The sequence below is a fragment of the Devosia sp. XK-2 genome (assembly GCF_037113415.1).
Classification (GTDB): Bacteria; Pseudomonadota; Alphaproteobacteria; order Rhizobiales; family Devosiaceae; genus Devosia.
The window spans coordinates 649,093-666,431 of sequence record NZ_CP146608.1 but is presented as its reverse complement, the minus strand read 5'-3'; the positions used below and the strand labels follow the sequence as shown (position 1 = coordinate 666,431).

Genomic DNA, 17,339 nt, shown 5'->3' with positions numbered 1-17,339 from the left:
CTATTTGTCCTGTTCGGGGTCGAACAAATCCCAGGCGCGGGAGAAATGCCGGCGGAACAGCAGCAATTGCGCCGCACCGAATGCGGCCGCCGACGGGCCGGCCAGACCCGCGGTCAGCCTTGGCAGATGCGGCAACAGGACCGGCAGGGCATCGAGATGGGCCTGGGTGGAGGCCAGGAGCCGGGTCAGAATCTGTTCGGGCAGATCGCCATTTAGGGTGACGATGTCGATTTCGGCCATGGCGGTGGTGGTCAGGATGGCCTGCGCCAAGCCGTGGCCGGCATCGTCCAGCCAGGCCGCCACCATGGGTTCGATGGCCCGCCAGTCCCACCGGCGGGGCGAACCGGCCGGCACGCTCTGGCCTGCATCGGCCACCCGCAGCACCAGGGCGTGGAGCGAGGCGATCAGGTGCAGATAGGCCGGGCGGCCGACCCGGTCATGAACGATGATGGCGCCCAGATCGGCGGCATTGCCGTAGGGCCCCTCCATCAATTCGCCCCGGGACACGATGCCGCCCCCCACAAAGGCGCCGACAAAGAAGCTCGCAATGCCCTTGGGACGGGGGGTGGGAAAGGCCATTAGTTCGCGCCAGGCGCCGGCGCTGCCATCATTGACCCAGAATGCCGGCAGTGCGGTTTCCAGCGCCAGGCGCGGTCCGATATCGATGCCGGCCCAGGCATCGACGACGCTTTTGGGGGCGCCGAGCTGGACAAGCAGGGGGCCGAAATTGCCCGGCGTGGTGACGCCAATGCCCGCCAGGCGGCTGCGCTGCTCATTGGGCAGGCTGGACAATACGGTTTCGACATCAGCCGCGATCTCGGCAAAGACCGTATCGGGATCGGGATAGTCGTAGCTGCGCCGGGTGACGGCAACCGGCTGGCCGGTGATGTTTTGCAGCAGCACCTCGAAATGCTGCCAGCCGATTTCCACGCCGAGCGAAAAACCGCCCAGAGGGTTAAGGCTATAGGGGGTGGCGGGTTGCCCGCGCCGCCCGCGCAATACCTCGCCGCGAATGATGAGATCGCGCGCTTCAAGATCGGCCAGGATGCGCGCCGTGGTCTGCGGCCCAAGCCCGGAGCGCCGGGCAATGTCGGCATTGGAAACGCCCGGAATGCCTGCAATCAAGGTCAAGACGGCGCGTTCATTGGCCAGCCGCACCCCCGATTGGGTAATGCCGCGCACGATTGGCTCGAAGACATCTTGTTCAGGCTGTTCACGCATGGCGCAGAGATAAACGCTGTTTGGACGGACGGCGCAAGAACGGAATATTTACCCTAAGCCGTAATTATTAGGGCAACGAGAAGAACGGTCCGGTTGCGGACGAAACCAGGATATATTGCGGCATGACGACGACGAGCGGAAGCGAGAATGCGCTGTGCGGCCGGCTCCTGCTGATCGACGGCGATGCCGCATCTGCCCGCCAGACCAGCATGGAGCTTTCCGGGGCCCTGCTTGTCACCCCCCAGATCACGCTTGCCACCAGGGGGCGGGAAGCGGCCGAATTGCTACGCAAGCTGCGCTTTGACGTGGTGATCTGCGAGCTTACCAGCCTCGATGACCTGGCCGAGAATGTGGAAGATGCCATGAGCCGCCTGGTGCGGCTGGCCAATGGCGCGCTGATTCTGGCCGTGGCCGATAGCGGATCGGTCAGCGCGGCCCTGGGCGCCATGCGGGCAGGCGCCCATGACTATGTGGCCAAGCCGGCCAATGGCAGCATTCTGGCGGGACGCCTGGCGGAACTGGCGCAACGCCATGGCCGGCCGCGCTCCCTGGGCGTCGAGGCCGGGCCCGAACCGGAAGTGGCCGACTTTGCGGGCTTTGTGGGCGCGTCCAGTGCCATGCAGTTTCTCTATGAGCAGATCGGCAGGGTTGCCGCCTCCTCCGCACCGGTCTTCATTACCGGCGAAAGCGGAACGGGCAAGGATGTGTGCGCCGAGGCGCTGCATGCCAAAGGGCCGCGCGCGGCCAGCCGGTTCGTCGCTATCAATTGCGCGGCCATTCCGCGCGACCTCATGGAAAGCGAATTGTTCGGCGTGGTGCGCGGCGCCTTTACCGGTGCGCATGAAGACCGCAAGGGCGCTGCCGAACTGGCCGATGGCGGCACGCTGTTTCTCGATGAAGTGGGCGAACTGGACCTGTCGCTGCAATCCAAGCTGCTGCGCTTCCTGCAGACGGGCAGCCTCTCCCGCGTGGGCGAGACAGCGACGCGAAAGGTCGATGTGCGCGTCATCTGCGCGACCAATCGCAATCCGATGCAGATGATTGCCGAGCGGCAGTTCCGCGAGGACCTATTCTACCGCCTGCATGTGCTGCCCATCCACTTGCCGCCGCTGCGGCAGCGGCCAAGCGACATCATATTGCTGGCGCGGCACTTCCTCGGCCATTATGCCCATGAGGAGCACAAGAGCTTTTCAGGGATTTCGCCCGAAGCGGCGCAGCAACTGACCGCCGCCGACTGGCCGGGCAATGTGCGCCAATTGCAGAACCTGATCCGCCGCCTTGTGGTGATGTTCGATGGTGGCGAGATTAGTGCCAGCATGCTGGCCGCCGCCGATATCGAGTCGCGGGTGGCCCCGCCCGCCCCGGTCGAGGCGCCTCGGGCCGAGCGCCGCCTGGTTCTGCCCATGTGGCAGCAGGAACAACGCATTATCGAAGAGGCGATTGCGACATTTGGCGGTAATATTTCCATGGCCGCCGCGGCACTGGAAATCAGCCCCTCCACCATTTACCGCAAACGCCAAAGCTGGTCGGAAATGGCCGCGGCCGGCTAAGGAGCCGCAGCTTCACCCCATACCGCGCGGCGTCGTCGGGCTTGTATCGAGGGTCCTTCACCCGGCGATGCTGTTCCAGGATCACCCCATTCGGGTTTTGTCGCTTCATAGCGCCCCCGCCAAAGTCCCAAAGTACAGAGCCCTCGGCTCAAGGCCGAGGGTGACAGCCGGTGGGGGAGCGATATCGGAGCAAGACTGGAGGGCGGGTTACGACCTCATCCCGACCATTCAGTGTCAGGGCGTGTTGGCTTCCCGCGATTTGGAGCGGTCGAGGCCAAGATAGCGTTCGCGCAGGATGACGGCGATGCCGGAGGCAACGATGATCAGGGCGCCAATAATCATGGCGATCGTGGGCACGTCGGCAAAGATAATGTAGCCGATGACCAGCGTGAGCAGGAGCGAGACATATTCAAAGGGCGCGATGACCGACATGTCGGCATAGCGATAGCACGAGGTCAGCAGCAATTGGCCGATGCCGCCGAAGAAACCGGCCCCCACCAGCAGCGCGGCCTGTTCGGGCGTTGGCCAGACCCAGCCGAAGGGAATGGTGAAGAGGCTGATGACACTGGCGCTGATGAAAAAATAGGTGACGATGGCCTCGGTCCGCTCGGTCTGGACCAGAGTGCGCACCTGCAGCATGGCAAAGGCAGAGAAAATTGCGCCGGCGAAGGAGGCCAGCGCCCCCACGGCCTCGGCATTGCCGATGCCCTCGCCCGAAAAAACGGTGAGGCGCGGCCAGAGGATGACCAGGACACCGGCCAAGCCGACCAGAACGGTGGTCCAGCGAAAGACATGCACCCTTTCATGCAGCAAGACGGCAGACAGGATAACGATAATCAGCGGCGCCGCGTAGCCGATAGCCGTCGTTTCGGGCAAAGGCAGGCGCGTGAGGGCGAAAAAGCCCAGGCTCATGGCCGATACACCGATCAGGCCGCGCAGAATGTGGCCCAGAGGACGGCTGGTGTGAAAGGCGAGGCCCAGATTGCCCTTCCAGGCCAGGAAAGCCAGGACCGGCAGCATGGCAAAGAAGGAGCGGAAGAATACCATTTGCCCAGAGGGCACGGTGTGCGTGGCCTTGAGCATGGTCGCCATGACCACGAAGCAGCAGACCGACGCGACCTTGAGCGCAATGCCGCGTAGCGGATCACCTTTAGCAAGCTCGGCGGATGGCGCGGTCAATTGGGTCCTGTCCCGGGGTGGAGCATTTTCTGTTTTGGCTGAAACAAAACAGATGCTCCGCCTCTTTGTCTGTCGCGTTTCCGAACCGGATAGGTGGTGGGCACCTATCCGGGAAACGCTTTATTTGCCCGCAGCTTCCAGCTTTTCCTTGGCGATGCGCGCGGTGGCAAAGGCCTTGTGCTCGGGACCAACGGCGCTGCCGGACTTGACGACCTTGCCCGCAGCGTCCTGGACCTGCCATTGCCAATTGGTGTTTGCACCCACGCCGCCAGTGCGGCGCAGCTTGATCTGATAGGAAGATTGTTCGCTCATGGCTGTGCTTATGGCCCAGACTGCGGGCCGGGGAAAGGGGGAATATGCGGCTTTGCCCCCCGCCGCCCTCAGACCTCGGACACCCGCAGCTCCACGCGGTCGCCGCCAAAGGTCAGCATATCGCGAATGGGCGCATAATCGCCATCGGCATAGGGGTAGTACCAGGCCTCGTCGGCGCCGTCGGCGGTCAGGGTCTTGATCGTATAGAAATGGGCCACCCCCGGACCATCATCCTGCCGCGTGGTGTCGGACGCTTCCAGAATGCCGGGATGCACGTCATCGAGCGGCACGAAAATGATCGGTTCGGCGCCCTTGCGCTCGAGCCGCATGGCCTTGACCGAGGAGGCGATCTCGGCGTCGTCAAAGCAAACATGCACCCGCCCCGCGACCGGGGCGATTTCGGGTGCTGATGGGTTCGCTTGAGCCATGGCAAATACCTCGTCGTGCTTGTGTCTTGCTGGGGTGATAACGCATGAGCAAAAAGTTCGGTTCACGCTTCTTGACTCAGAAGCAGGACGATCCCTATATCCCCGACAGCCTGTTAGCACTCGCCTTGCGTGAGTGCTAACAGGTCCGAAATTGCATTCAGAAATGATGCCAAGAGGAACAAGATATGGGCTTCCGTCCCCTGCATGACCGCGTGGTCGTCCGTCGCGTCGACAGTGAAGAAAAGACCAAAGGCGGGATCATCATTCCCGATACCGCCAAGGAAAAGCCCTCCGAGGGTGTGATTGTTTCCGTGGGCCCCGGCGCCCGCGATGAGAGCGGCAAGGTTGTCGCCCTCGACGTCAAGGCCGGTGATCGCGTGCTCTTCGGCAAGTGGAGCGGCACCGAGGTCAAGCTCAATGGCGAAGACCTGATCATCATGAAGGAAAGCGACATCATGGGCGTGATCGAAGCGTAATCCGGCTTCTCACGTCTTTTTTGTTGTCCCCAAAACCAGATATTCTCAAGGAGCCATAAATGGCCGCCAAGGAAGTCAAATTCTCGACCGATGCCCGCGAAAAGATGCTGCGCGGTGTCAACGTCCTCGCCAATGCGGTGAAGGTCACCCTCGGCCCCAAGGGTCGTAACGTGGTTATCGAAAAGTCGTTCGGTGCTCCGCGCATCACCAAGGACGGCGTCTCGGTCGCCAAGGAAATCGAACTGGAAGACAAGTTCGAAAACCTGGGCGCGCAGCTGCTGCGCTCGGTCGCGTCCAAGACCAATGATGTTGCCGGTGACGGCACCACCACCGCGACCGTTCTGGGCCAGGCCATCGTGGTCGAAGGCGTCAAGGCCGTCGCCGCGGGCTTTAACCCGATGGACCTCAAGCGCGGTATCGACCTGGCTGTGGCCGACGTCGTGGAGAGCCTGAAGGCTTCGTCCAAGAAGATCACCTCATCATCCGAAGTTGCCCAGGTCGGCACCATCTCGGCCAATGGCGAAACCTCGATCGGCGACATGATTGCCGAAGCGATGCAGAAGGTCGGCAATGAGGGTGTGATCACCGTCGAGGAAGCCAAGACCGCCGAAACCGAACTCGATGTCGTTGAAGGCATGCAGTTCGACCGCGGTTACCTCTCGCCCTATTTCGTGACCAACACGGAAAAGATGACGGCGACCCTGGAAGACCCGTACATCCTGCTACACGAAAAGAAGCTTTCCAACCTGCAGGCCATCCTGCCGATCCTGGAAGCCGTTGTGCAGTCGCAGCGCCCGCTGCTGATCATCGCCGAAGACGTCGATGGCGAAGCCCTGCCGACCCTGGTCGTCAACCGCCTGCGCGCCGGCCTCAAGGTTGCCGCCGTCAAGGCTCCGGGCTTTGGTGACCGCCGCAAGGCCATGCTCGAAGACATCGCCGTCTTGACCGGCGGCCAGGTGATCTCCGAAGATCTCGGCATCAAGCTGGAAAACGTGACCCTGGACATGCTCGGCACTGCCAAGCGCGTCGAGATCACCAAGGAAAACACCACCATCGTCGATGGTGCTGGTACCCAGGAAGACATCCAGGCCCGTGTCGGCCAGATCAAGGCCCAGATCGAAGAAACCACCTCGGACTATGACCGCGAGAAGCTGCAGGAACGTCTGGCCAAGCTCGCCGGTGGCGTTGCCGTGATCCGCGTTGGCGGTTCGACGGAAGTGGAAGTCAAGGAACGCAAGGACCGCGTCGATGACGCGCTCAACGCAACCCGTGCTGCCGTTGAAGAAGGTATCGTTCCGGGTGGTGGCGTTGCCCTGCTCCGCGCTGCGGCCGCCATCAAGGCCAAGGGCATCAATGCCGACCAGGAAGCCGGTATCTCGATCGTCCGCCGCGCCCTGCAGGAGCCGGTGCGTTGCATCGCCAACAATGCCGGCGCCGAAGGCTCGGTCGTGGTTGGCAAGATCCTCGAGAACTCGGCCGCGTCCTATGGCTACAATGCCGCTACGGGCGAATATGGCGACCTGGTGACCCTGGGCGTTATCGACCCGGTCAAGGTGGTTCGTACCGCTCTTGAAGACGCCGCTTCGGTTGCTTCCCTGCTGATCACCACCGAGGCGACCGTTGTGGAGGCCCCGAAGGAAGCTGCGCCGGCAATGCCGGGCGGCGGCGGCATGGGTGGTATGGGCGGCATGGATTTTTAATCCACGCTCAGCGCACAAGCTTCCAGGATCGTTTCTTCCCAGTCACGATCTTGGTGGAAAGCCCCGGTGGAAACACCGGGGCTTTTTTGCGTGCACGGAGCTATGGTGGCAGTATCAACCAGAAAGGACACCGGATGCGAACACCACGGCGTAGCAGCGCCCTCGATCAGGCCGAAGCCGCCTTCAAGGCTGCAACATCCAATCCCGAACGAAAGCCGGCCAAAATCACGCCGGCGCCAGAGGGTAAGGAAATGGTGTCCTTGCGGCTCGACCGTTCGGTGCTGGAGCATTTCCAAGAAGATGGTCCGGGCTGGCAAGACCGGATCAATGCCGCGCTGCGCAGGGCGGCGGGGCTGGAGTGATCAGGGGAACAGCAGCAGCTTTATCGCCATGGCGATCGAGACCAGGACGACCAGCGGCCGGATGACCTTGGCGCCATAGCGGATGCCGGTGCGGGCGCCGATATAGCCCCCGAGCAATTGCCCCAGCGCCATGACGATGGCGACCGGCCAGACGACATGGCCCTGGGGGATGAAGATGAAAAGCGCGGCGAGGTTGGAGGTGAAGTTGAGGGCCTTTGTGCTGCCGGTCGCGCGGGTCAGGCCCAGCCCGAAAAGCAGGACAAAGCCGATGGTGAAGAAGGAGCCGGTGCCCGGCCCGAAAATGCCATCGTAAAATCCCACAAGGAAGCCCATGACCGGCACGAGGGGGCCGAAGGGCAGCCGCGCGGCCTTGTCCGCATCGGACAGTTTGGGCGCAAACAGAAAATAGAGGGCAATGCCGATCAGGGCTACCGGGACGGCAATGTCGAGCACGCTGGTGTCCAGCCCACTGACCGCAAGGGCACCCAGCAGGCTGCCTGCAAAGGTCAGGGCGATAGCCGGAACAAGGCTGGAAAGCTTGATGAAGCCACGGCGCCAGAAGGTCAGAACGGCCATGGCGGTGCCAACCACGCCCTGCATCTTATTGGTGGCCAGGGCCGCGACGGGCGGCAGGCCGGCAGAAAGCAAGGCGGGCACAGCGAGCATGCCACCCCCGCCGGCAATGGCATCGACAAAGCCGGCCAGCATGCCGACCCCCATCAGGGCGAGAAGCGTGAAAGGATCGGGCATGGAGTGGTCAGGCCTTGTCGGAGCGGCGGCCGAAACGGTCGTCGGGAACGACCTGGTCGGCCAACCGACGTTCATAAATGGGAATATTGATCATCGAGGACATGAACGCACTCATCATCAGCTGGAAACCGGTGACCAGGGCGGTCATGGCCAGGATGACAGCGCGCAGGGTTGCCGAGGATGTCAGCGGGCCGAAATCGCGTTTGGCCCATTCCCAGAACCCCCAGCCCATGGCCGCGAAACCGCCCAGCATGAGCAGGACGGCAAAGAGCAGCAGGCGCTCGAGCGTGAGGCTTTCCAGCGCCTTGTCATAGACCCCGGATCGCGGAATGAAGCCATAGCGCGAGGCAAAGCGGCGGCCGATAATGGCAAAGGCAATCGACTGCGTGCCCATGATGACGCAGAGCGAAGCCACGAGCAGCGTATGGACACTGAAGGAGACGCGGCCGATCTGCACGGGCCCGCCGAGCAGCGCGGCGCCGACAACCAGGCCAACAAGCAGCAGGGCCAGGCCGGGATAGAGGAACAGCCAGCGCGGCGAGAACAGCAGCAGGAACCGCAAATGGCGCCAGCCGTCGCGGAAGGACCGCAGATGCGGGCGGCGCGAACGCCCGTCGGGCTTGAGACTGGTTGGAACCTCTCGAATATCGAGCCGCGCCAGCGTCGCCTTGACCACCATTTCGGAGGCAAATTCCATGCCGGTGGTGCGCAGATTGAGGCCCAGAATGGCATCGCGCGAAAAACCGCGCAGGCCGCAATGAAAATCGCGAATGGGGGTCTTGAAGAAGAGACGTCCCAGGAAGCTGAGCACCGGATTGCCGATATAGCGATGATGCCAGGGCATGGCGCCGGGTGCGATGCCGCCGGCAAAGCGATTGCCCATGACCAGATCGGCACCCTGCCGCAGCGCATGGATGAAAGCATCCAGATGGGCGAAATCATAACTGTCGTCGGCATCGCCCATGACGATAAACCGACCGCGCGCCGACGCTATACCGGCGGCCAGCGCCGCGCCATAGCCGCGCTGCTCCACATCGACCAGGCGCGCGCCATTGTCCCGGGCAATAGCCTGCGAACCGTCAGTCGAGCCATTGTCGGCAATCAGCACTTCGCCAGCAATGCCGGACCGCGCCAGAAAGGCCCGCGCCTTTTGAATACAGACGGCCAGCGTTTCCGCCTCATCAAGGCAGGGCATAAGGATGGTCAGTTCAATTGTCTCGGCCATGACGCCCCCTGCCGGACCTTTGCGCCCTTGTGCCGCGATTTGGCCATGGCGCGCAATGGTCCGTCTCAGTCGCCCTCGGCGCCACCGTCCGGCCCGTCCGCCGATGGGGCCGGGGGTGCAGGCTTGTCGCTATCAAGGTTCTGCCGGGCAAGCCCGGCATAGACAATCGCGCAGACGCCGCAAACGACCAGCAGCATGACAAAGGCCAGATCCACGTTCAGGCCTCCAATTGCGCCAGCAGCGCATCGAGGGTCTTGCGGCGGTCATCGGACCAATCGGCCGTGCGCGAGACGATGAGATTAGCCTCGCTTTTGAGCATAACCCCGTCTTCGAGCACGCGCAGGCCATTGGCGGCCAGGGTTGAGCCGGTCGAGGTGATATCGACCACAATATCGGCCACGCCAGAAGCCGGGGCTGCTTCGGTGGCGCCCAGGCTTTCCACGATGCGGTATTCGGCAATGCCGGCCCGGGCAAAGTGCTGGCGGGTAATGGTGATATATTTGGTGGCGATGCGCAGCCAGCGCCCGTGACGGGAGCGGAAATCGGATGCCACATCGGCCAGGTCGTGCATATGGGTGACGTCGATCCAGGCATCGGGCACGGCAATGACCACATCGGCATGGCCGAAATTCATATTGCGGGCAAAGGTGACCGAGGCCGGCCCGGCCTCGCTGGTCTCGTGGATCAGGTCACGGCCGGTGACCCCCAGATCGATATTGCCGCGGATCAGTTCGCGGGCGATCTCCGAGGCCGGGAAAAAGCGTACGGTGACATCGGGCATGCCCTCAATGGCGCCGAGATAGGAACGGGCGCCGCCGGGGCGGGTAATGGTCAGGCCGCGATGGGCGAACCAGTCACGGGTGAGCTCTTCAAGGCGACCCTTGGAGGGGACGGCGAGAGTGATGGTCATTTCGGCCACTCCGCTTCGAGACGGTCGACCCAGAGGGCGCAGCCGGAGGCAGCGATGGGGGCAGTGGCGCCCAGACGTTCCAGCAGGCGGTCATATTGCCCGCCCGAGGCAAGGACGGTGTCCCCCTGCCCGCGCATTTCGAAGACAATGCCGGTGTAGTAATCGAGGCGGGGCGAAAAGCTGGCGTCGAAGGTGACGCGGGCTTCGCCCAGGCCGTCGAGATGACGGCGGATGGCCTTGATAGGCGGGCCCAGGAACAGACGGTGCTGTTCGGCCAGCATCTCGACCTGGCGCAGGGCCGAAAGAGCGTCACCCTTGATGGCGAGAAAGTCGCGCAGCAGCTTCAGCGTCGCGGCCGGAACATGGGCGGCATCGAGCGCCTGCTGCTCGGAAAAGCGGTCGACAATTTCTTCGGGCGAGCGGCCTTCCGAAAGGCTGAGGCCGGCCGCAACCATGCGCGCGGTGACATCTTCAATGAGCTCGTCGCGGCCGGGCTGCTCGGTGCGGGGCGCGTCCGGCGCCTGCTCGAGCCGGGTCAACAGCCGGTCCATGGCCTCTATGTGACCGAAGCGATGGCGGATGCGCGGACGCCAGGCATCAGGCATATCGGCCTGGGCCAGCAGGGCCTCGAACAGGCCGACACCGCCCAGGGTTACCCGCGGGGTGATGCCATAGAGCGAGAGGGCGGCGCGGGCGAAGGTCAAGACCTGATCGAGCGCCACATCGCCATCGGGCTGGGCCAGAAGCTCGATGCCGGCCTGATCGAATTCGGCGGGGCCGCTGCTGCGCTGGCGAAAAATGGGGCCGAGATAGGAAAAGGCCGCCGGAGCCCCTGCCCCATCGGCAATGTAATCGGCGGCGATAGGCAGGGTGAAATCGGGCCGCAGGCAATATTCGGCGCCCGCCAGATCGGTCGTCAGCAGGAGACGGCGGCCGAATTCCTCTCCGGCAAGATCGAAATATGGATCGGCCTTGAGCAGGAGCGGCGGGGTGGCGCGGCAGCCGCCCTGGGCTTCGACGAGGGATTCGAGTTGGGACCGGCGATAGGCGGCGTTGGTCATGGGGTCGCTCCCAGGCCCGTCGGCGCCATCGCCTCCCTCCCCCTTGAGGGGGAATGAGGGTGGGGGTCCATCAGTGAACAACAGCACCACCCCCCACCCCAACCCTCCCCCTCAAGGGGGGAGGGAGCGCGGGAGCTGACAGAGCTTGCCTGGTCGAATGTCATTGCTCACTCAGCAGTTTCTTGACCGCCGAAACCAGGTCTTCGCGCTTGATTTCGAACTGGCCGGGACGAGCGGCTTTCCATTCGGCATTGTCGGTAATGGCCTGGGCGGCCTGCTTGCCGGCGATGAGGTCCTTGACCTGCAAAATGCCCTGCTCGCGTTCCTGGCTGCCCTCGATGATGACGGCGGGGGAATTGCGCTTGTCGGCATAGGCGACCTGCTTGCCGAAATTCTTGGTGGAGCCCAAAAACATTTCGGCGCGGATGCCGGCCTGGCGCAGCTCGGACACCATGGCCTGGTAGCGGGCGGTTTCGGCCTTGTCCATGACGAGGACGACGACCGGGCCGGCCGGTTCGGTGGCGCCAAGATTGCCAGTGAGTTTCAATGCATTGGCCAGGCGCGAGACGCCGATGGAAAAGCCTGTGGCGGGCACGGGTTCGCGGCGGAAACGGGAGACGAGCCCGTCATAGCGGCCACCGCCGCCGACCGAACCGAAGACCACGTCCTGGCCCTTCTCGTTCTGCACCTTGAAGGTCAGTTCGATCTCAAAGACCGGGCCGGTATAATATTCGAGGCCGCGGACGACGGAGGGGTCGATCTTGATGCGGTCGGGGCCGTAGCCACTGGACAAAAACAGAGTGGCCATCCTGCTGAGCTCAGCTAGTCCCTCAGTGAATGAGGAACTCACGCGTTCCAGATAGCTGTTAAGAGGGAAATGAACGTTTGGCCGCAACGCTTCACCGCCCTTAGGTCCACCGATGCGCTCGACGTTGCGTTCTCCGGCGATGCTTGAATGCAAGACACCAAGGATGAATGCGGATTGTTCATCGTCGAGACCCGCGCCCTCTGTATAGTCGCCGCTTTCGTCCTTTCGACCTGCACCCAATAGGAGCTTGACGCCCTCAGGCCCTAGGCGATCCAACTTGTCGATTGCCCGCATCACGACCAAGCGACGCGCCGGATCGTCTGCCAGACCGATCGCGTCGAGCACGCCATCCAGCACCTTGCGGTTGTTGACGCGGACGACGTACTTGCCCTGGAGGCCGAGCGCATCCATCACATCAGCCATCATCATGCACATTTCGGCGTCCGCTTCCGGGCCGGGGGCGCCGACGGTGTCGGCGTCGAACTGCATGAACTGACGGAAGCGGCCGGGGCCGGGCTTTTCGTTGCGGAAGACATAGCCCTGCCGATAGGAGCGGTAGGGCTTGGGCAGGGTTTCGAAATTTTCGGCAAAGAAGCGGGCGAGCGGCGCGGTCAGATCATAGCGCAGGCTCATCCACTGCTCGTCATCGTCCTGCAGGGAGAAGACGCCAGCATTGGGCCGGTCGGTATCGGGCAGGAATTTGCCCAGGGTCTCGGTATATTCGAAGAGCGGGGTTTCGACGGGGTCGAAGCCATATTTCTCATACACGGCCTTGATCTTGTCGATCATGGCGCCGACGGCGGCGATTTCGCCTGGGCTGCGATCTTCGAACCCGCGCGGCAGGCGGGGCGTGATGAGCTTGGTTTTTTCGGTCATTTCTTCGCCCTGGAAAGTCGGTCGTTTGCTTAGACGATCAAAGCCTGAGAGACAATGGCGGAGGTCGGCAGCCGGGGCGAACCCCGGCTGCCCTTATTCATCTCCTGATATCCTGGTCCGGCGGGTGGAACTGCCAGAGCTGCGCGGGCACCGAATAAAGATTGCGATATTCGTCCGCCGGCGGCAGGCCGACATCTGCACGCAGATAGTCGGGCACCTCGGGATAGCGCACGGGCCGCTGGGCCCACCAGGCACGGATGGCGGCCCCGACAACGGGGACCAGACCGCGCTGCTGGACGGCATCGGCAATGGAGAATTCAAGGCGCAGCACGACGCTGCGCTCATTGAGCACGTTCGAAGACATTGCTGGTTCCGGCAGATGGCTCTGCCGGCCTCTATGTTAAAGACGGAAGAGAAAGGCGGAATCCGGACGCAATAGGGGCCGGGTCAGCATTTCAGGTTTGAGTGGTGGGGGTGTCCGCGAGCCGCGATGCGGCCGAAGGTACCGTCAATGGGACGAGATCAGGCTCGACCGAGGTGATGGCAATTTGGCCCCGAGTGGCGGGCTACAGTTTTATACATGAAACGCCTCCCTCTCTTGGCTTTGCAGACAAGGGGGGCATAACTCACGACATCGTGAGCCGCAAGCATGGATGTGGCAGTCTGTCGCACATTCCATCAAGTGTTGCCCTGAGGACACGGTTGAGGCGCTGGGGTGTCAAGTTCTTCGTGGCACACAGCTTTATGGCAAGGCCGGACACACAGCCTGTGACTCGGCGCGCTGCCGGACTTCACCGGATTGACAGGCGCGCGACGGCTGCTATCCAGCAGCGCTATCTGCAGACCGGCGTATATTTTCCGATCGCTTCGAGGGGCGAGGCGCCGTGCAGCGCGGGGGGCGAGGCGGCATGATCATTCCGGGACAATTGCGGGCGCTGGTGGTGGACGACAACACCTATGCGCGCGCCATCTGCACGATGGGCCTGAAAAAGCTGGGCATCAGCAATGTGGAAGAGGCCGATGGCGGTGGCGAGGCCATTCTCAAGCTCATGCAGACGCCCTTCCATTTCATGCTGATGGATTGGTACATGCCGGATGTGAACGGGGCCGGCGTAATGCAGGTATTGCGCGATGGCCGGTTCGGCGCGCCATCGACTATGCCGGTTATCCTGATGACGGCCTACCCTTCGCAGGACAATCTGGCCCGCGCCCGCAAGTTGGGCATCAACGAAATCCTGCCCAAGCCCTTTACCACCGAGCAGTTGGGCATGGCCGTGCGGCGGGTGCTGCCACCGGCCGAGAGGCTGGACGATTCGGTCTTTCTCTAGAGCCGTATCCATTTCGATTGAATCGAAATGGAGCTCCAAGTCCTTGTATCGTCGCGTGATCGAACCGCAAAAGTCTGCAACTTTTGCTGATCACGCGGCTCCAAGTCCTTGTATCGTCGCGTGATCGAACCGCAAAAGTCTGCAACTTTTGCTGATCACGCTCTAGCAGGGGCATAACGCTTTGTTAGCCTTTCAGGCGCACGCGCGGTTAACCACGCGGCTTGACCTCTCCTTTGCGCTTGTCGGGGAAAATACGGCCAAACGCATCTTTGGGGGCTGCTGGCCATGACCGTTCACATTCTACGCAAGCTGGCCGTTGCGCTGGCCTGCCTGCCACTCCTGAGTGCAACGCTGCCCGTGCAAGCGGAAACGTTCCGTCCTGGCTGGCGCTTTGCGCCGCCACCGGGGGTCACCATAGTCCAGGGGCAACCGCGCCACGCGCTGGCAATGCAGGGCAATCCCTATGTCTCGCCGGTCTATCTGCGGCAGGTCGTGCCCTATCGCACTCCTGAACGCAGCGGCACGATCGTGGTCGATACGCGGACGCATTTTCTTTATTTCGTGCTCGGTGACGGGCGGGCGCTGCGCTATGGCATCGGGGTGGCGCGGGACGGCTTTGAATGGAGCGGCACCCACCGGGTGAGCCGCAAGGCGGAATGGCCGAGCTGGACCCCGCCGGACGAGATGCGCCGGCGCCAGCCGGGCCTGCCCGCGCATATGGCGGGCGGCCTCAACAATCCCTTGGGTGCGCGCGCGCTTTATCTGGGTTCAACGCTCTACCGTATCCACGGCACCAATGAGCCCTGGTCGATCGGTCAGAATGTGTCTTCGGGCTGCATCCGCATGACTAACGAGGATGTGATCGATCTGTATGGACGCGTACAGCTAAACACCAAGGTGGTTGTGCTTTCCTAACGGATTTGCGCGAGGGTGCACGCATCCGCGTTCCTGAGGCGAGCTAGGTGCCATAAATGTCTAATTTCGGTCCGCTGTTGCGGCGATTTGCCAGGGATGAGAGCGGCGTCTTCGCCGTTCTGTTCGGGCTCATGGCCATTGTGCTCATCGCCCTGGGCGGCGCGACGGTGGACTATGTGACCCTGGAACAGACCAGGCAGCGCGCGCAGGTGGCGCTGGACGCGGCGGCGCTGGCCCTGCAGCCGGAGATTTTCAAGCCGACCTATAGCGAGGCCAATGTAAAGGCCGCGGCCCTGGCCATGGTCAGGGAGCGCGTCGCCGACCCCAGAATCGTCGATAGCATCGCGATTTCCCAGGCCGTCGCCAATACCACCGATGGCTCGCTCTATCTGCAGGCCCGGTTCACCATGCCCACGATATTCGTTTCGCTGGTGGGCGTTCCCGAACTCAGCGCGAGCGTGGTGGCAGAGGCCACAAGGAAGAAGCTGGCGCTGGAAGTCATCATGGTGCTGGACAATTCCGGCTCGATGGCCAACGAAAGCCGCATGACCAATCTGGTCGCGGCAGCCAAATGCGCGACCAATATCCTGATGTATTCGGAGACCGTGGACAGCGGAAATACCTGTGTCCCGGCGCCCGGCGCAAAGCTGGTGGAAGACGTCAAGATCGGCATCGTGCCCTTCACCATGTTTGTGAATGTGGGCACCAGTAATGCCAATGCGAGCTGGATGGACCGGTTCAACAACGCCGCCATTGCCGACGACAATATGGACAATGATGACGACGACACGACCGGCCTGTTGTCGCTGCCGGGTTATTCGATGCCGACCTCGTGGGACCTGTTCAATGCGACGGGCGAACCCTGGCGCGGCTGCGTTGTGGCCCGTCCCCACATCAAGACCGGCTCATCGGCCTCCGAATATCTGGATACTGACGATACCCCGCCCAGTGGCGCTAATACCCTGTTCGTGCCGTTGTTTTCGCCGGACCTGGTCGATGGCGTGGGCAATAACAGCTATTTGTCGGACAGCCCCGCCGTGTGCGATCGGCCGGGCTCCCCGACAACAACCCGTTGCGACTTTGTGGAGCGCCGCACGGCGAGCTGGTGGGGCTGGAGCAGTCCCACGATCATCAGCAGCAAGCCTAAAGGTCCGGAAAACTTCCTCAGCACGGCGCTGTTTCCCAAGGGCATCTATGGCAAGCTTCCCGAAGGCTGCGCCTGCCGCAATCCGAGCTATTCGAACTGGACCGGCAATAGTTGGGAGCAGACGCGCAATGGCTGGTGCACCGGCAGCTTCATTCCGACCGGGTTGAGCTATCGCGAATTGCAGGAGCGTGTATGCAAGTATTACGCGGGAGTGGGTTCGACAGGCTACTCCTGGGGACCGAATGCGGATTGCACGCGCACCGCAATCCTGCCGCTGACCACCAATCCGGCCACGGTGATCAGCACTATCAATGGCATGCAGGCCCAGGGCGGCACCAATATTCACACCGGGGTTGTGTGGGGGTTCCGCGCCTTGTCGCCAACCGCACCCTTTAGCGAGGGCGCCCCTTATGACGAGGCCACAAGCAAGGTCATGATCGTCATGACCGATGGCGAGAACACGGCCTATCACTACAACTGCGGCACGCAGGCAAGCCTGAATGGCAATTGCTACCATTCGGCCTATGGATTCCAGTACAATTCAAACAATAGCTCGACCACCACGAGCAGTGGCGGCAACATTCCGCGCATGGGCAATCCAAGCAATGTGGACAACAGCGTATTGGTAACCGAGATGAACCAGCGTACGCTCGATAGCTGCATCAATGCCAAGGCTGCGGGCATCAGCGTCTACACGATTGGCCTGGCGACCGATTCCGTGTCGCAAAGCACGCCCGAAACGGTCCGCACGATGCTCAAGAACTGCGCGACCAGCGCCGCGGATGCCAAATTCCCCAACTCCGCAAGCGAGCTCAAGGGGACCTTCCAAGACATTGCCAATGAATTGTCGGCTCTGCGGTTGGCGCAGTAAGGCCATGTCCGGACACGCCACGAATAAAGGGAGTGGGTGGGTGGTACCGCCTCTCCGGATTGAACGGAGGACCTCTAGATCCACAATCTAGCGCTCTAACCAACTGAGCTAAGGCGGCAGGACCCGCAACGGAGCGCTGCCCGAGGGCGGCATCCGAAAGCGGGCGGAACATAGGTCGAGATCGCCCTGATGACAAGCACCGATTTTGACCTGTGGACAG

General features: G+C 62.5%; 18 protein-coding genes and 1 tRNA gene. 7 read left to right on the top strand and 12 right to left on the bottom strand.

The genetic code is table 11. From position 1 onward, the window contains the following. On the bottom strand, positions 1-1,221 hold the full coding sequence (locus tag V8Z65_RS03255; protein ID WP_338722494.1) for an ROK family transcriptional regulator: 1,221 nt from the start codon (positions 1,219-1,221) through the stop codon (positions 1-3). Positions 1,222-1,343: 122 nt separating this feature from the next. On the opposite strand from V8Z65_RS03255, the gene V8Z65_RS03250 reads away from it, so the two are divergent. Beyond that, positions 1,344-2,771, top strand: a complete 1,428-nt coding sequence (locus tag V8Z65_RS03250; protein WP_338722492.1) for a sigma-54 dependent transcriptional regulator — start codon at positions 1,344-1,346, stop codon at positions 2,769-2,771. Between the two features lie 234 nt (positions 2,772-3,005). Here V8Z65_RS03250 and V8Z65_RS03245 read toward each other — a convergent pair whose 3' ends face one another. The 3 genes from V8Z65_RS03245 to V8Z65_RS03235 all read right to left on the bottom strand — a co-directional run bounded on the left by V8Z65_RS03245 (position 3,006) and on the right by V8Z65_RS03235 (position 4,690). Continuing rightward, complete coding sequence (locus V8Z65_RS03245) at positions 3,006-3,950, bottom strand: DMT family transporter (protein WP_338722490.1); 945 nt, start codon at positions 3,948-3,950, stop codon at positions 3,006-3,008. Positions 3,951-4,070: 120 nt separating this feature from the next. Further along, positions 4,071-4,262, bottom strand: coding sequence for a hypothetical protein (locus V8Z65_RS03240; RefSeq protein ID WP_338722489.1), 192 nt, complete (start codon positions 4,260-4,262; stop codon positions 4,071-4,073). A 68-nt stretch (positions 4,263-4,330) separates the two neighbouring features. After that, on the bottom strand, positions 4,331-4,690 hold the full coding sequence (locus tag V8Z65_RS03235; RefSeq protein WP_338722488.1) for a DUF427 domain-containing protein: 360 nt from the start codon (positions 4,688-4,690) through the stop codon (positions 4,331-4,333). A 185-nt stretch (positions 4,691-4,875) separates the two neighbouring features. Between V8Z65_RS03235 and V8Z65_RS03230 the strand changes: the two genes are divergently transcribed. The 3 genes from V8Z65_RS03230 to V8Z65_RS03220 all read left to right on the top strand — a co-directional run bounded on the left by V8Z65_RS03230 (position 4,876) and on the right by V8Z65_RS03220 (position 7,228). Further along, a complete protein-coding gene (locus V8Z65_RS03230) occupies positions 4,876-5,166 on the top strand; it encodes a co-chaperone GroES (RefSeq protein ID WP_104891883.1) in 291 nt (96 codons plus the stop codon). Between the two features lie 59 nt (positions 5,167-5,225). Beyond that, on the top strand, positions 5,226-6,866 hold the full coding sequence (gene groL, locus V8Z65_RS03225; RefSeq protein ID WP_338722486.1) for a chaperonin GroEL: 1,641 nt from the start codon (positions 5,226-5,228) through the stop codon (positions 6,864-6,866). Between the two features lie 134 nt (positions 6,867-7,000). Further along, positions 7,001-7,228, top strand: a complete 228-nt coding sequence (locus V8Z65_RS03220) for a BrnA antitoxin family protein (RefSeq protein WP_338722485.1) — start codon at positions 7,001-7,003, stop codon at positions 7,226-7,228. Here V8Z65_RS03220 and V8Z65_RS03215 read toward each other — a convergent pair whose 3' ends face one another. The 7 genes from V8Z65_RS03215 to V8Z65_RS03185 all read right to left on the bottom strand — a co-directional run bounded on the left by V8Z65_RS03215 (position 7,229) and on the right by V8Z65_RS03185 (position 13,222). Then, positions 7,229-7,978: a TSUP family transporter gene (locus V8Z65_RS03215; RefSeq protein ID WP_338722484.1), complete on the bottom strand. Its 750-nt coding sequence runs from the start codon at positions 7,976-7,978 to the stop codon at positions 7,229-7,231. A gap of 7 nt (positions 7,979-7,985) precedes the next feature. Next, positions 7,986-9,203, bottom strand: coding sequence for a glycosyltransferase family 2 protein (locus V8Z65_RS03210; protein ID WP_338722483.1), 1,218 nt, complete (start codon positions 9,201-9,203; stop codon positions 7,986-7,988). Positions 9,204-9,268: 65 nt separating this feature from the next. Next, complete coding sequence (locus V8Z65_RS03205) at positions 9,269-9,418, bottom strand: hypothetical protein (RefSeq protein ID WP_338722482.1); 150 nt, start codon at positions 9,416-9,418, stop codon at positions 9,269-9,271. A 2-nt stretch (positions 9,419-9,420) separates the two neighbouring features. Then, entirely contained in the window at positions 9,421-10,113 is a 693-nt protein-coding gene (hisG, locus tag V8Z65_RS03200; RefSeq protein WP_338722480.1) for an ATP phosphoribosyltransferase, read from the bottom strand. Then, the gene (locus tag V8Z65_RS03195; protein ID WP_338722479.1) at positions 10,110-11,174 is read right to left on the bottom strand and encodes an ATP phosphoribosyltransferase regulatory subunit; all 1,065 of its coding nucleotides are present in this window, start codon (positions 11,172-11,174) and stop codon (positions 10,110-10,112) included. The genes hisG and V8Z65_RS03195 overlap by 4 nt, the downstream gene beginning before the upstream one ends. Positions 11,175-11,334: 160 nt before the next feature. Further along, a complete protein-coding gene (gene hisS, locus V8Z65_RS03190) occupies positions 11,335-12,858 on the bottom strand; it encodes a histidine--tRNA ligase (RefSeq protein WP_338722477.1) in 1,524 nt (507 codons plus the stop codon). A 97-nt stretch (positions 12,859-12,955) separates the two neighbouring features. Continuing rightward, entirely contained in the window at positions 12,956-13,222 is a 267-nt protein-coding gene (locus tag V8Z65_RS03185; protein WP_338722475.1) for a hypothetical protein, read from the bottom strand. A 544-nt stretch (positions 13,223-13,766) separates the two neighbouring features. Here V8Z65_RS03185 and V8Z65_RS03180 point away from each other — a divergent pair. The 3 genes from V8Z65_RS03180 (at position 13,767) to V8Z65_RS03170 (ending at position 17,119) form a co-directional block, all read left to right on the top strand. Further along, positions 13,767-14,186 carry a response regulator gene (locus V8Z65_RS03180; protein WP_338722474.1) on the top strand — a complete coding sequence of 140 codons (420 nt, stop codon included), beginning with the start codon at positions 13,767-13,769 and terminating at the stop codon, positions 14,184-14,186. A 285-nt stretch (positions 14,187-14,471) separates the two neighbouring features. Beyond that, the gene (locus tag V8Z65_RS03175) at positions 14,472-15,101 is read left to right on the top strand and encodes a L,D-transpeptidase (RefSeq protein ID WP_338722473.1); all 630 of its coding nucleotides are present in this window, start codon (positions 14,472-14,474) and stop codon (positions 15,099-15,101) included. 56 nt (positions 15,102-15,157) lie between these two features. After that, entirely contained in the window at positions 15,158-17,119 is a 1,962-nt protein-coding gene (locus V8Z65_RS03170; protein ID WP_338722472.1) for a pilus assembly protein, read from the top strand. Positions 17,120-17,160: 41 nt separating this feature from the next. On the opposite strand, the gene V8Z65_RS03165 is transcribed toward V8Z65_RS03170, so the two are convergent. Beyond that, a tRNA-His gene (locus V8Z65_RS03165) sits at positions 17,161-17,237 on the bottom strand. Positions 17,238-17,339: the final 102 nt, after the last annotated feature.